This is a genomic window from Kaistia granuli DSM 23481 (assembly GCF_000380505.1).
Taxonomy (GTDB): Bacteria; Pseudomonadota; Alphaproteobacteria; order Rhizobiales; family Kaistiaceae; genus Kaistia; species Kaistia granuli.
This window is the reverse complement of the sequence record NZ_AQYH01000019.1, coordinates 88,177-101,718: the sequence shown is the minus strand read 5'-3', so window position 1 is coordinate 101,718 and position 13,542 is coordinate 88,177. Positions and strand designations below refer to the sequence as shown.

The 13,542-nt window shown below is 67.6% G+C and carries 14 protein-coding genes; 6 read left to right on the top strand and 8 right to left on the bottom strand.

Annotated features, from left to right (window positions below; all coding sequences use genetic code 11):
* Position 1 precedes the first annotated feature (1 nt).
* From G342_RS0121000 to G342_RS0120990, 3 genes are all read left to right on the top strand, one after another.
* Positions 2-337, top strand: coding sequence for an ArsR/SmtB family transcription factor (locus G342_RS0121000; RefSeq protein WP_018185144.1), 336 nt, complete (start codon positions 2-4; stop codon positions 335-337).
* Positions 334-786: an SRPBCC family protein gene (locus G342_RS0120995; protein ID WP_018185143.1), complete on the top strand. Its 453-nt coding sequence runs from the start codon at positions 334-336 to the stop codon at positions 784-786. The genes G342_RS0121000 and G342_RS0120995 overlap by 4 nt, the downstream gene beginning before the upstream one ends.
* Before the next feature lie 183 nt (positions 787-969).
* Positions 970-1,725, top strand: a complete 756-nt coding sequence (locus G342_RS0120990; protein WP_018185142.1) for a DUF899 domain-containing protein — start codon at positions 970-972, stop codon at positions 1,723-1,725.
* A gap of 10 nt (positions 1,726-1,735) precedes the next feature.
* Here the strand turns inward: G342_RS0120990 and G342_RS0120985 are convergent, their stop codons facing one another.
* The 5 genes from G342_RS0120985 to G342_RS0120965 are packed head-to-tail and all read right to left on the bottom strand — an operon-like array spanning position 1,736 to position 6,554.
* The gene (locus G342_RS0120985; protein WP_018185141.1) at positions 1,736-3,346 is read right to left on the bottom strand and encodes an NTP transferase domain-containing protein; all 1,611 of its coding nucleotides are present in this window, start codon (positions 3,344-3,346) and stop codon (positions 1,736-1,738) included.
* Positions 3,343-4,065, bottom strand: coding sequence for an XdhC family protein (locus tag G342_RS0120980; protein ID WP_018185140.1), 723 nt, complete (start codon positions 4,063-4,065; stop codon positions 3,343-3,345). The genes G342_RS0120985 and G342_RS0120980 overlap by 4 nt, the downstream gene beginning before the upstream one ends.
* Before the next feature lies 1 nt (position 4,066).
* Positions 4,067-4,408, bottom strand: a complete 342-nt coding sequence (locus G342_RS0120975; protein WP_425402250.1) for an XdhC family protein — start codon at positions 4,406-4,408, stop codon at positions 4,067-4,069.
* A gap of 2 nt (positions 4,409-4,410) precedes the next feature.
* Complete coding sequence (locus tag G342_RS24880) at positions 4,411-5,643, bottom strand: vWA domain-containing protein (protein WP_018185138.1); 1,233 nt, start codon at positions 5,641-5,643, stop codon at positions 4,411-4,413.
* Positions 5,640-6,554 carry an AAA family ATPase gene (locus G342_RS0120965; protein ID WP_018185137.1) on the bottom strand — a complete coding sequence of 305 codons (915 nt, stop codon included), beginning with the start codon at positions 6,552-6,554 and terminating at the stop codon, positions 5,640-5,642. Before G342_RS0120965 ends, G342_RS24880 begins: the two co-directional genes overlap by 4 nt.
* Before the next feature lie 181 nt (positions 6,555-6,735).
* On the opposite strand from G342_RS0120965, the gene pcaD reads away from it, so the two are divergent.
* Positions 6,736-7,521, top strand: a complete 786-nt coding sequence (gene pcaD, locus G342_RS0120960; RefSeq protein WP_051094403.1) for a 3-oxoadipate enol-lactonase — start codon at positions 6,736-6,738, stop codon at positions 7,519-7,521.
* Here pcaD and G342_RS0120955 read toward each other — a convergent pair whose 3' ends face one another.
* The 3 genes from G342_RS0120955 to G342_RS0120945 all read right to left on the bottom strand — a co-directional run bounded on the left by G342_RS0120955 (position 7,522) and on the right by G342_RS0120945 (position 11,157).
* A complete protein-coding gene (locus tag G342_RS0120955; protein WP_040879211.1) occupies positions 7,522-7,935 on the bottom strand; it encodes a DoxX family protein in 414 nt (137 codons plus the stop codon). It lies immediately after the preceding gene.
* A 101-nt stretch (positions 7,936-8,036) separates the two neighbouring features.
* Entirely contained in the window at positions 8,037-9,698 is a 1,662-nt protein-coding gene (locus G342_RS0120950) for an electron transfer flavoprotein-ubiquinone oxidoreductase (RefSeq protein ID WP_018185134.1), read from the bottom strand.
* A 145-nt stretch (positions 9,699-9,843) separates the two neighbouring features.
* Positions 9,844-11,157 carry a PQQ-dependent sugar dehydrogenase gene (locus G342_RS0120945; RefSeq protein ID WP_018185133.1) on the bottom strand — a complete coding sequence of 438 codons (1,314 nt, stop codon included), beginning with the start codon at positions 11,155-11,157 and terminating at the stop codon, positions 9,844-9,846.
* 86 nt (positions 11,158-11,243) lie between these two features.
* On the opposite strand from G342_RS0120945, the gene G342_RS0120940 reads away from it, so the two are divergent.
* Positions 11,244-12,068: a uracil-DNA glycosylase gene (locus G342_RS0120940; RefSeq protein WP_018185132.1), complete on the top strand. Its 825-nt coding sequence runs from the start codon at positions 11,244-11,246 to the stop codon at positions 12,066-12,068.
* Positions 12,069-12,213: 145 nt separating this feature from the next.
* Complete coding sequence (locus tag G342_RS0120935) at positions 12,214-13,518, top strand: MFS transporter (RefSeq protein ID WP_018185131.1); 1,305 nt, start codon at positions 12,214-12,216, stop codon at positions 13,516-13,518.
* Positions 13,519-13,542 lie beyond the last annotated feature (24 nt).

The following is a 13,542-nucleotide window of genomic DNA, read 5'->3' as shown; positions in this document are numbered from 1 at the left end:
CATGGTTAAGTTAGACGACACGGAGCTGGACCGAACCTTCGCCGCCCTGGCCGATCCGACGCGGCGCGCCCTGCTCGCCCGACTGGGATCGCAGGACGGAGCCTCGGTCAGCGAACTGGCAGAACCCTTTCCGGTCTCGCTTCCGGCGATCCTCAAGCATCTGAACGTCCTGTCGGACGCAGGGCTGATCACGCGCCAGAAGACGGGACGAACGGTGACGTGCCGCCTGAACGCCGGACCCATGGCCGACGCGATGGCCTGGCTCGATCACTATCAGCAATTCTGGTCGACCCGGCTCGACCGCCTCACCGAATTCGTGGAGAACGACCCGTCATGACCGAGCATCAGCCGAGCCTGACACTGAAGCGCCAGCTCAAGGCGTCCCCTGCCCGGATCTTCAAGGCCTGGACCGACCCGGCCAAGCTCGTCCACTGGTTCGGGCCGCACGAGACCGAGGCCGGCAGCGTCGTCGCCGAGACGGATCTGCGCGTCGGCGGCGCCTACCAGATCCGCTTCAAGTCCAATGACGGCAAGGAACACGGCGCCAGCGGCGTCTATCAGGAAGTCGTGCCGAACGAGAAGCTGGTGTTCACCTGGACCTGGTTCGAGATGCCGGAGATGCCGACGCTGATGACCATCACGCTGCGCGGCGAGGAGGGCGGCACCATGCTGACCCTGACCCACGCCCAGCTCGCCGACGAGGCCCTGGTCGCGAGCCATCGGACCGGCTGGAGCGGCGCGATCGACAAGCTCGAACGTTTCGTCACCCGCGGCGCGCAGAAGTAGCGCGCGAAGGTCATTTTTCCGGCCCGGAGCAGTCCGGGCGACACAAGTCACCAATCGGGCAGAACATCCTGCCGATATCGGCCGGCCGAAGGGCCGGACCGCATGCCGACGCGCGCCCGCATTCCGAACCCGCGCCGGTGTCGACGACGAAGCCGTAGGAACCTCTCACAGGGAGTTACAGCGATGAACACGCTCGACCGATCGACGTCCAATCCGAAGGTCGTCTCGCGGGACGAATGGGTAGTGGCGCGCAAGGCGCATCTCGCCCGGGAAAAGGAACTCACCCATCTGCGCGAGCAATTGAGCGCGGAACGCCGCGCCCTGCCCTGGGTCGAAATCGACAAGGACTATGTCTTCGAAGGCCCCAACGGGCGAGAGACGCTCGCCGACCTCTTCGACGGTCGCAGCCAGCTGATGGTCTACCACTTCATGTTCGGCCCCGGCTGGCAGGAAGGCTGCATCGGCTGCTCCTTCGTGTCCGATCACATCGACGGCGCCAATCTCCACCTCGCGCATCACGACGTGACGCTGCTCGCCGTCTCCCGCGCCCCTTACGCGGAATTCCAGGCCTTCAAGAAGCGCATGGGCTGGCAGTTCAAATGGGTGTCTTCGGCGGGAAGCGATTTCAACGCCGACTACCACGTCTACCCCTCGGAGGCGGAAATCGCCGCCGGCCGCTACGAGCACAACTACACGCTCCGCGACCTCTATCTCGACGAGCATCACGGGCTCAGCGTGTTCTACAAGGATCCCGACGGCCGGATCTTCCACACCTACTCGACCTATGCGCGCGGCGCCGACATCCTGATCGGCGCGCACAATTACCTCGACCTGACCCCGAAGGGGCGCAACGAGGCATCGACGATGAACTGGGTCCGCCTGCACGATCGATATGAGGATCGTCCGGCTGCGGCTGCGAGCCATAGCTGCTGCGAGTAAGGCGGATCTCTCAGGCCGGCAGCTTGCCGCCCGCCGCCCGGAGCGCTTCCGGCGTATCGAGATCGAGCGCGACTTCGGGCCCGATCTCGACCTCGACGACCGCGTCGGCATGCGCGCCGATCAGGTGGCGCGCGCCGGTGTCGCCCTCGATCGCCTGCAACTCGCCGAAGAAGGCCCGCGACCACAGCACCGGATTGCCGCGCTTGCCGGCGTTTGTCGGCACCACGACCAGCCGGTCCGCCTTCGGATCGAACGCCGCGATCAGCCGGTCGAGGATGTCGGCGGTCAGGAGCGGCATGTCCGCGAGCATAATCAGGACGCCGTCGATATCCGCATCGAGACTGGCGATGCCCTGACGGATCGAAGTCGAGAGGCCCTCGGCATAGTCGGGATTGTCGACAAGGCGTACCGGCTGTCCCGCCAGCGCCTGTTCAACCTCGTCCCGCCGATGTCCAGTGACGACCGTGACCGAAGCAGCCTTGCTGGCGAGAGCCGCCTCGACGACGCCGCGCACAAGGCTGCGGCCGCCGATCTCGGCCAGCAGCTTGTTCGGACCGCCCATGCGCCGCCCCTGCCCGGCCGCCAGCACCAGCGCCGCGATCTTCGGCGGCCCTGCCGCGGCCGGTTCGCGCGGCTGCGGCCGCGAGGCGATTTCCATCAGCAGCCCGCCGACGCCGAGGCCGGAGATTTCCTCCGGCGTGACGGCGATCCCGGCCAACAGGCGGCCGAGCACCCAGTCGAAGCCGTTTTCGCGCGGACTGCGGGCGCAGCCCGGCGCACCGATGACGGGCCGGCCGTCGAGCTCGCCGAGCACCAGCAGATTGCCGGGATCGACCGGCATGCCGAGCTGGATGACCCGTCCGCCCGCCGCCTGGATGCCGGCCGGCACGACATCCTCGGCATCGACCATGGCCGAGGCGCCGAAGACGATCATAAGGTCGGCGCCCGCGCGAGAAAGATCCGAAAGCGCTGCGCCGATAGCAGCCGCGTCATGGGCCACCCGCCGCTCCGCCAGCAGGGTCGCGCCGGCGGGCTTCAGGCGGGCCTCGGTCATCCGCCGGGTCTTGTCCAGCGTCGACGGCTTGAGGCTCGGTAGCACGGTGGCGACGAGGCCGACGGCGAGTGGCCGAAACGGCGCGACGCGAACGAGGCTCGACGCGGCGGCGATCCGCTCCGCCGCTTCCAGCGGCGCATGGCCGACGGCGAAGGGGATGATCTTGACGGTGGCGACCATCTGCCCGGCCGATACCGGGGCATAGGCCGGCAACGTCGCCAGCGTTACCGCCGGATCGACGCGGTTGAAGCGGTCTATGGCGTCGCGATCGACGACCAGCAGGCCGTTCGCCTCGGCATGCAGATTGGAGCGTCCGGTGAAGGGCGCCTCGACCTCGACATGCGGTCCGGCGACGGCCGAGGCGAGACGCGCGGCCGCCGCATCCTCATGCACGTCGGCGGCCTCGAGGCGCGCCACCACGACCCGTTCGACACCGGCCGCCTGCAGCGAGGCGAGATGCTCCGCCGTCAGGCGAATACCCTTGCGCAGGACATGTCCGTCAAAGGCGAGCGAATGGGCGAGCAGCGCCCCCTCGGCCTCGGCGACGGGACAGGAGCCGAACTTCACGATGCGAGCTCCGTTGCCACGACACCCCGCTTGCGGAGAGCCTCGACCAGCTCGGCGAGCACGGAGACGGCTATCTCCGCCGGCGACTGCGCGCCGATAGCAAGTCCGATCGGGGCGCGGATCGTCGCCGTTGCCGCAGGGGAAACGCCCGCAGCCTGCAGCCGCTCGATCCGCTTCGCATGCGTCTTGCGGCTGCCGAGCGCCCCGACATAGAAGCAGCCGGCGGCGAGCGCCGCCCGGATCGGTTCGTCGTCTATCTTCGGATCATGCGTCAGCGCCGCCACCGCGGTGAACGCATCGAGCGGTGCGCGTTTCAGCACGTCCTCCGGCCATTCGGCCAGCACGGCGACGTCGGCGAAGCGCTCGGGCGTCGCGAAGGCGGTGCGCGGATCGATGATCGTCACGTCGAAGCCGGCGATCCGCGCCATCGGCGCCAGCGCCTGCGAGATATGCACCGCGCCGATGATGACGAGGCGCGGCGGCGGCACATGCACCGTCAGGAAGAACTCGTCGCCATCCGCCGTCCGCACCAGGCCCGACCGGGCGGAGCGAAAGCGATCCGGCAGCAGCTCGGCGAGCGCCGGCTCGATCATCCGGTCGAGGCCGGCATCGTCCTCACGCACGAGCCGGACGACGCCGGAGGCGAGATTGGTGACCAGAATAGCGGCCTGCCGTTGCCGGCGGGCCTCGTTCAGCCTTTCGAGCGTGAAGCGATCCACCTCAGACAACCTTCTCGACATAGACGCGGATACGGCCGCCACAGGAGAGCCCGACCCGCCAGGCCGTCTCGTCGGCGACGCCGAATTCGAGCAGGCGCGGCTCGCCCTTGCCGATCACCTCGATCGCCTCCTCGATCACGGCGCCCTCGACGCACCCCCCGGAGACGGAGCCTTCGAAATGACAGTCACCGTCGATGACCAGATGGCTGCCGACGGGGCGCGGTGCCGAGCCCCAGGTCTCGACCACGGTGGCGAGCGCCACCGAACGGCCGGCTCGCACCCAGTCCTCGGCGATGCCGAGGACATCGGCATTGTCCAGTTGCAGCGGTGGCTCGACGGTCACGATCAACCTCCTGAAGCGATGGCGAGATGGCGGCGCGGGTGGGCGCGATCCTCAGTCCCGGCGCCCAGCGCACGAACCAGGTCGCCGACAGCGTCGAGCGAATGGACGGCGCGAAATTCGTCGACATGCGGCAGAATGGCCCGGATGCCACGCGCCCTCGCCTCGAAGCCGTCGAAGCGCAACAGCGGGTTCAGCCAGATCAGCCGCCGGCAGGAACGATGCAGGTGGTCCATCTCGGCGCCCAGTTCACCGAGGCTATCGCGCTCCAGCCCGTCGGTGACGAGGAGGACGATCGCCCCCTGCCCAAGCACGCGGCGCGACCAGAGCCGGTTGAACTCATGCAGCGCCGTGGCGATCCGCGTGCCGCCCGACCAATCCGGCACCGCCCCGGCGCAGGCGGCGAGCGCCGCGTCCGGGTCCCGGAGACGCAGGGCGCGCGAGACATTGGTGAGCCGCGTCCCGAACAGGAAGGTCTCGACGCGCCGCCGCTCGCCGAGCGCATGCAGGAAATGCAGCACGACGCGGCTATAGGCGTTCATCGAGCCGGAGATGTCGCAGAGCGCCACCACCGGCGGCCGGATCGTCGCGCGCTTGCGCGCCAGGGGCAGGATCATGTCGCCGCCGGTCCGGAGCGCCGCGCGCAATGTGCGGCGTGGATCGATGCGGCCGCGCGCCGCCGCCACCAGCCGCCGCGTCGGCAGGCGGTCGTCGGCGAAGGCGAGACGAGCGATGCGCGCCTTCGCCTCGGCGATCTCCTCCGCGTTCATCTGCGCGAAGTCGCGACGCTGGAAACGCTCCTGCGCCGAGGCGGTCAGGCGCAGGTCGCGCTCGACGCCCTCGGCGGCCTCGGACGCTTCCGGCGGGCGGTCGGCATGGAGCGCCTGCGCCACGCGGGCGGCGGCGGGACGCGGCGGCTCCCGCTCGGGCCCGGATGCGGCCGGCCGGTCGACGAGGACAGGCGCCTGCAGGCGGCCGGGCTTCCAGAACAGCCGGAACGACTCGTCGAAGACGGCGCGCTGTTCGCGCTTCGTCACCAGCACTGCGTGCAGCGTCCAGTAGAAATCCTCGCGCGACTCGATGCCGACGACCTCGACGGCGCGGATCGCATCGATGATGGCGGCGGGCCCGACCGGCAGGCCGGCGCGCCGCAGCAGACGGCCGAACTCGACGAGGTTCTCGTCGAGCCTGCAGCCTGAGGAAAGCGCGCCATCCCGCTGTTCGGACTCGTTCTTCACGCCGCTACCTCGGCCCGCGCCGCGTCGACAAGCGCCTTGATGCGACTACCTTCGATCTTGGCGATATCGTCCTGGTATTTCAGCAGAACCCCGAGTGTGTCCGCGACCATGCCAGGCTCCAGCACGACCTGGTCGAGCTCGACCAGCGCCGCCGCCCAGTCGAGCGTCTCGGCAACGCCCGGGCTCTTGAACAGCGCCTCGCCGCGCAACGCCTGCACGAAGGCGACCACCTGCCGGGCCAGCCTTTCGCCGGCGCCGGGCACCTTGGCGCGCAGGATCGCCAGCTCGCGATCGCGATCGGGATAATCGACCCAGTGATAGAGGCAGCGCCGCTTCAGCGCGTCATGGATCTCGCGCGTCCGGTTGGTGGTGACGACGACGATCGGCGGTTCGATGGCGCGGATGGTGCCGAGCTCCGGCACCGTCACCTGATTGTCCGCCAACACCTCGAGCAGATAGGCCTCGAACGCCTCGTCGGCACGATCGAGCTCGTCGATCAACAGCACCGGCGCACCGCCGGGGCCGGCTTCGAGCGCCTGCAGCAGGGGCCGGCGGATCAGGAATCGTTCGGAAAAGACGTCGCCGACCAGCCGCTCGCGATCGACGCTGCCGGCCGCCTCGGCGGCGCGGATCTCGACCATCTGGGCAGCGTAGTTCCACTCATAGACGGCCGAGGCGACATCGAGCCCCTCGTAGCATTGCAGGCGGATCAGCGGCCGGCCGAGCTGCTCGGCCAGCACCTTGGCGATCTCCGTCTTGCCGACGCCGGCCTCGCCCTCCAGGAACAGCGGCCGCTTCAGCCGGAGCGACAGGAAGAGCACGGTGGCAAGCGCCCGATCGGAAACGTAGCCTCCAGAAGAGAGCAGCGCCTGGGTAGCCTCGATCGAAGCGGGAAGCGGCTGGTTATTCATCCCATAAACCTACAGATGGTAAAACCTGAAGACAATAGAAGCCGACGCGCCCCCTGCGTAAACCAATCTCTTGGCCGGACCTGTTCCATTATATAGGTTGAGGCCGGCACGGCACCCGGCAGGGGCGTGTCGCCATCATGCGGGCCGACCGGACCCGCTGGCAAGTTGTACGGGGTTTCTCATGCCACTGATCGCTATGGACGATCGTATCCGACTGAATGTCGAGGCCGATCCGGACACTGGCAAACCATCACTGCTCCTGACCAACGCCCTGGGGACCAATCTCTCCATGTGGGAGGATCAGCTCCCGGCGTTCCGCGAGCATTTTCGTGTTATCCGCTATGACGACCGCGGTCATGGCGGCTCCGACGTCCCCGACACGCCCTACACGATCGACCGGCTCGGCCGCGACGCCCGCGGCGTGCTCGACGCGGTCGGCGTCGAGACGGCGCATGTCGTCGGCCTGTCCAAGGGCGGCATGGTCGCCGCCTGGCTCGCCGCCAACAAGCCGGATTATGTGGAAAAGCTGGTGATCTGCGCCTCGGCGCCGCATCTGCCGCCGCGCGACATGTGGGAAGGCCGCGCCAAGACAGCGCGCAATGAGGGCCTGGCAGCGCTCGTCGACGCGGTCATCGGCCGCTGGTTCCAGGAAGGCTTCCGCGCCGCCGAGCCGGAAACGGTGGCGCGCATTCGCGCCATGATCCTCGACACCCCGGCGGAAGGCTATGCCGCCTGCTGCGAGGCGCTCGGCGAGATGGATCTGCGCGACGACATTACGCTGATCCAGGCGCCGACCCTGGTGGTCTGCGCCGATCACGACGCCACGGTGCAGCCCGCCAAGGCGCGCGAATGGGTCGCCTCGATCGACGGCGCCCGGATGGAGGTCATCCGCAACGCCGCCCATCTGTGCAATGTCGAGCAGCCGACCGCCTTCAACAACGTCCTGCTCGACTTCCTGCGCGCCTGATCAGCCGCGCTCGCGGCCGAGGAGCGCATCGACGCTCCAGCGGCCGGGGCCGGCGAAGACGATGAACAGGAAGATGAAGCAATAGAGGATGGCGGCGTCGCCGCCATTCAACACCGGGAACGGGCTGCGCGGCGCGTGGGCGATCCAGTAGGCGCAGGCCATCAGGCCCGACAGCACGAAGGCGACCGGACGCGAGAACAGGCCGATCAGCAGCAGGAAGCCGCCGACGAGCTCCAGCGCGCCGGCATTCCAGGACAGACTGAACATTTCCGGCGATTTGTCCGAGGCCGGGAACCCGAGAAGCTTCTGCGTGCCATGGGCAAAGAAGATCAGGGAAGAAACGATGCGTAGAACGCCGAGCGCGGCAGGCTCGAACTTGGAAAGCTTCTCAACAAGCACTGACAGAATCTCCATGTGACTAGGCCCGCCCTGCTAACACAGCAGGATTACAGCGCCTAGCACAGGAAAATGCCGCTTCCGTGACGACGTTACGGAAGCTGTGCGTCGCTATAGTCTCACATATTGGGATAGTTCGGCCCGCCGGCGCCTTCCGGCGTCGTCCAGTTGATGTTCTGGTTCGGATCCTTGATGTCGCAGGTCTTGCAGTGCACGCAGTTCTGCGCGTTGATCACGAAGCGCGGACCGTCCGCTTCTTCGACCCATTCATAGACGCCGGCCGGGCAATAGCGGCTCGAGGGGCCGCCATAGACGTCATGCTCGGACGTCTTCTGCAGCGCCGCGTCCAGCACCTTGAGATGCACCGGCTGGTCCTCCTCGTGATTGGTGTTCGACAGGAACACCGAGGAGAGACGGTCGAAGGTCAGGATACCGTCCGGCTTGGGATAGTCGATCTTCTTGCACTGGGAGGCGGGCTTCAGCGTCGCGAAATCCGGCTTGCCGTGCTTCAGCGTGCCGAACAGAGAGAAGCCGAGCGTGTTGGCCCACATGTCGGCGCCGCCGAGGGCGATACCGAGATAGGTGCCGAGCTTCGACCACAGCGGCTTGACGTTGCGCACCCGCTTCAGGTCGCGGCCGATCGGGCCGGACCGCCAGTTCGCCTCGTAGCCGAGCAGTTCGTCATGCGAACGGCCGGCCGCCAGCGCGTCGGCGACATTCTCCGCCGCCTCCATGCCGGACAGCATGGCGTTGTGGCTGCCCTTGATGCGCGGCACGTTGACGAAGCCGGCCGAACAGCCGACCAGCGCGCCGCCCGGGAAGACGAGCTTCGGCACGGACTGGAAGCCGCCCTCGGTGATGGCCCGCGCGCCATAGGAAAGGCGCTTGCCGCCGGCGAAGACCGGCGCGATCGCCGGATGGGTCTTGAAGCGCTGGAATTCCTCGAAGGGCGACAGGTTGGGATTGTCGTAGTTCAGGTGCACGACGAAGCCGACAACGACCTGGTTGTCCTCGAGATGGTAGAGGAACGACCCGCCGCCGGTCGCGCTACCGAGCGGCCAGCCGAAGGAGTGCTGCACCAAGCCGGGCTTGTGCAGCTTCGGATCGACCTGCCAGAGCTCCTTGATGCCGAGGCCGTATTTCTGCGGCTCGCGACCTTCGGAAAGGCCGAACGAGGCGATCAGCTGCTTGGCGAGCGAACCGCGCGCACCCTCGCCGATCAGCGTGTACTTGCCCCGGAGCTCCATGCCGCGCTGATAGTTCGGGCCCGGGTCTCCGTCGCGGCCGACGCCCATGTCGCCGGTGGCGACGCCAGCGACGGCACCGTTCTCGTCGAACAGCAGCTCCGCCGCCGCGAAGCCCGGATAGATCTCGACGCCGAGCGCCTCGGCCTTGGCCGCCAGCCAGCGGCAGACATTGCCGAGCGAGACGACATAGTTGCCATGGTTCGACATCAGCGGCGGCATCAGGAAATTCGGCAGCCGGATCGAGCCCGCCGGTCCCAGGAACAGGAACTGGTCCTCGGTCACCGGGGTCTTCAGCGGCGTGTCATCCTCCTGGCGCCATTCCGGCAGCAGCTTGTCGAGGGCGATCGGATCGATCACCGCACCCGACAGGATATGCGCGCCGACCTCGGAGCCCTTCTCGACCACCACGACGGTGATATCCGGATCGCGCTGTTTCAGTCGGATCGCGGCCGCGAGCCCTGCCGGCCCCGCCCCCACGATCACAACGTCAAATTCCATCGCCTCGCGATCGGGAAGCTCTGCCGAGATTGCCATACTGCCTGTCCGGTTCCGAATGTCGGCCCCTGTTTAGAAGAGCAACAAACCGCAGGCAATGGCGAAAATATAGTGCCGCGAAGGACTTGATGAGCCTCACGCATCAACATGATGCGTCGTTGCGTCACGCATCGGCGGACGCGGTTTATTTCGCCTTCCGAACCCGCCAGACCGTTCCATTGGCATCCTCCGAGACATAGAGCGCGCCGTCCTTGCCCATGGTGACACCGACTGGCCGCCCCCACAGCGCATCGTCCGACAGGACGAAGCCGGTCATGAAATCCTCGTAGACGCCGGTCGGATTGCCGTCGCGCAGGACGAGCCGCACGACCTTGTATCCCGTCGGCCGGCCACGGTTCCACGAGCCGTGCAGCGCGACGAAGGCGCTGCCGGCATAATCGGACGGAAAGGTGTCGCCGTCATAGAAGGCGATGCCAAGCGGCGCCGAATGCGGCTGGATCAGCACGTCCGGCACGGTGACAGCGTCCTTCAGATCGGCCCGCGCTCCAGCGTGGCGGGGATCCGGATGCGCGCCGATATAGAACCAGGGCCAGCCATAGAACGCACCGTCGACGACGCGGGTAGCGAAATCGGGCGGTACATCGTCGCCGAGACCGTCCCGTTCATTGACGGCGCACCAGAGGTCGCCGGTGCCGGGCGCAACCGCAAGACCCGAACAATTGCGCAATCCCGTCGCGAAGCTGCGCAGATTGCCGCCGTCGGGATCGGCGACCAGCACGGCGGCGCGACCGGCTTCCTCGCCCCAGGCGGCGCCCCGGCCGTGCCGTCGTTCCCAGTCGGCGATCGCGCGCGCGTTCTTCGTTCCCATACCCGCCCCGACATTCGAAGCCGAGCCGACCGAGATGAACAATTGCCGGCCGTCCGCCGAGAAGGCGATGTCGCGGGTCCAGTGCGACCCGCGATTGGGCAGGCCCTCGACGACGAGTTCGGCTCCAGCCCGCGCCGAGCGGTCGCCATCCGCATAGGGGAAACGGACGACGCGGTTCCGCTCCGCCACATAGACGAATTCGGGCTTGGGTCCGGGCGGATAGAAGGCAATTCCATAGGGCCTATTGAGACCGTCGGCGAAGGTCACCGGCGCATAGCGCCCTCCGGCCAGCACGCTGATGCGCCCCGCCCGGCTCTCCGCGACGAAGATGTCGCCGTTCGGCGCCGTGCGCAGCACGCGCGGCCCCTCCAGCCCTTCCGCCACCAGCTCGACGACGAAGCCATCGGGCACGCGTGGCTCCGCCCCTTGCGGACGCGGCACGATTTCCGGCTGCGCCGCGGTCGATTGGGTCGCGAAGGGTTGCGGCAGATCGGCGGGACGGATCAGCCGTTGCACGCCCGGCCTGTCGGCGCGCCAGTCGCCGAACGCCGATACGCCGGCAAGCGGCGGGTCCGCCAAAGCGGGGAGCGGCAGCAGGATCAGGACAGCGGCGACGAGGCGTGATTTCACTGCGGTTTCTCCCAGAACTTTGTCATCATGCCGGCGAGCGACAGGGTCGACACGGACGCCGGTTGCGCCTACTCAAGAACGATATGATGGCTCGAGAGTTTCATCCTCCCTCCCCCGAAGCGCTGGCGGCGCTGCTGGATTGGTACGTCGCCAATGATGTCGACGTGGCGATCGAGGAGGAGGCTGTCAACCGGCTGGTGCCGCGGCCCGCCGAGGAACCGCCGCCGCCGGTCGAGCGCGGCCTGCCGCCGATCGCCGAACCGGCGCCCCGGCCGCAGCCGATGATCGCCACCGCCGCCTCGCCGGAAGCGGACGCGCAGGCGGCGCGGGAGGCGGCGGCGAGCGCAGCCACGCTCGACGAACTCCGGGACATCCTCGGTCGCTTCGAGGGCTGCGCCCTGAAGACGACGGCGAAATCGCTGGTGCTAGCCGAAGGCAATCCGAAGGCGCGCGTCATGCTGGTCGGCGATCCGCCGGGACGCGACGAGGATCTGCAGGGCGAAGTGTTCGCCGGCCCGTCCGGCACGATGCTCGACCGCATGCTGAAGGCGATCGGTCTTCTGCGCAGCGACGTCTACGTAACCCCGATCGTGCCGTGGCGTCCGCCGGGCAACCGGGCCCTCACGCCGCAGGAGGCGGCCGTGTGCCGGCCCTTCCTCGAGCGGCAGATCGAACTGGTCGATCCCGACTTCCTGATCTGCCTCGGCGCGACGGCGGCGAAGGAGCTTCTGCAGACGTCCGAAGGCATCTTGCGACTGCGCGGCCAATGGCGCCCCTACGTCATCGGCGGCCGGGAGATCCGGGCCATGGCGACGCTGCACCCGTCGCACCTTCTGTTACAGCCGCTACAAAAACGGCTGGTGTGGCGTGATCTTCTGTCGTTGAAGGCGGCTCTTGACGCGAGCACCTGATGAAGACCTGAAATTCCTTCGGTTTTTCATGCTGTAAACTTGATATTCACCTTAAAGTGCCATCATTTGGACATGTGGGCGGCTGACAAGGTCGAACCACCGTAATCGATTCAAATTTGGACGCATTCGGCGCCCCCCGGTCCACATGGCATCCCAGCTCATTCCCGTCGCCGCGCTCCTCATGGGGTCGGCCCTCCTCCTCATCGCAGGCGGCATCCACGGCCTGCTCCTCCCGATCCGGGGCGCGATTGAGGGGTTTTCGACCACGGAACTGGGCCTGATCGGCACGGGCTGGGCCGTCGGTTTCGTGCTCGGCTGTTTGATCGTGCCGCGGATCGTGCGCCGCGTCGGCCATGTCCGCGCCTATGGCGTCATGGCGTCGATCGCCGGCGTCGTCATCCTGATCAACCTCTTGTGGATCTCGCCCTGGGCCTGGATCGGGCTGCGCGCCTTCTCCGGCTTCTGCTTCGCCGGCGCCCAGATGATCGTCGAGAGCTGGCTGAACGAGCGCGCCACCCGCGAGAACCGCGGCACCATCTTCTCCGTCTACCAGATGGTGAATTTCGCCGCCTCGACGGCGGGCCAGCTGCTGCTCGCCACCGCCCCAGCCGAAGGCTTCTTCTTCTTCGTGCTCGGCGCCATCTTCTACAGCCTGGCGATCCTGCCCTCGGCGCTCTCGACCGCGCAGACGCCGCGGCCGCTAAAGACCACCAAGCTCGACCTGCGCAGCCTGTTCCGAAATTCGCCCGTTTCGGCCGTCGGCTGTTTCCTGATCGGCCTCGTCAACGGCGCCTTCGGCACGCTCGGCGCCGTCTACGGTCAGAAGATCGGCCTGCCGACCGCCATCATCGCCTTCTTCATGAGCGCGGCCGTGCTCGGCGGCGCCATCACCCAGGTGCCGCTCGGCAAGCTCTCCGACAAGGTCGATCGCCGCTTCGTGCTGATCGGCGTCGCCGTCGCCGCGATCGTGATGAGCCTGGCCATCGCCTTCGTCAACCCGACCCAGCCGGTGGTCATCATCGGCATGATCGCCCTGTTCGGCGGCATGATCTATCCGATGTACGGCCTCACCGTCGCCCACGCCAACGACTACGCGGCGCCGGACGACTTCGTGAAGGTGGCGAGCGGCCTGCTGCTGATGTCGGGTTTCGGCACCATGATCGGGCCGATCATCGGCGCGCTGGCCATGGAGCATCTCGGTCCCGGCGGCCTTTTCACCTTCTTCTCCGTCGTCCACGTCGTGTTGATCGCCTATACGGCCTACCGCATGTCCCGCCGACCGGCGCCCCGCGACGTGCCGCGCGACGCGTTCCAGTCGGTACCGCCGCTGAAGAACGCCACGCCGGAGACGATCGCCATGGATCCGCGCGCCGAAGACAGCAAGCCCGCCGCCCCGGCGGCACCCGTGGCGGCCCTGCCGCCGGCGCCGGCGAGCGCGCCGGTCCCCTGACGAAACTCTCGGCGGGTAGCCTGG

Excerpts from the sequence above, each read along its gene's own strand:
- pcaD (WP_051094403.1), top strand. The coding sequence starts at position 6,736 with ATGCCACTGATCGCTATGGACGATCGTATCCGACTGAATGTCGAGGCC.
- G342_RS0120995 (WP_018185143.1), top strand. The coding sequence starts at position 334 with ATGACCGAGCATCAGCCGAGCCTGACACTGAAGCGCCAGCTCAAGGCG.
- G342_RS0120965 (WP_018185137.1), bottom strand. The coding sequence starts at position 6,554 with ATGAATAACCAGCCGCTTCCCGCTTCGATCGAGGCTACCCAGGCGCTG.
- G342_RS0120935 (WP_018185131.1), top strand. The coding sequence starts at position 12,214 with ATGGCATCCCAGCTCATTCCCGTCGCCGCGCTCCTCATGGGGTCGGCC.
- G342_RS0120940 (WP_018185132.1), top strand. The coding sequence starts at position 11,244 with ATGGCTCGAGAGTTTCATCCTCCCTCCCCCGAAGCGCTGGCGGCGCTG.
- G342_RS0120950 (WP_018185134.1), bottom strand. The coding sequence starts at position 9,698 with ATGGCAATCTCGGCAGAGCTTCCCGATCGCGAGGCGATGGAATTTGAC.
- G342_RS0120955 (WP_040879211.1), bottom strand. The coding sequence starts at position 7,935 with ATGGAGATTCTGTCAGTGCTTGTTGAGAAGCTTTCCAAGTTCGAGCCT.
- G342_RS0121000 (WP_018185144.1), top strand. The coding sequence starts at position 2 with ATGGTTAAGTTAGACGACACGGAGCTGGACCGAACCTTCGCCGCCCTG.
- G342_RS0120990 (WP_018185142.1), top strand. The coding sequence starts at position 970 with ATGAACACGCTCGACCGATCGACGTCCAATCCGAAGGTCGTCTCGCGG.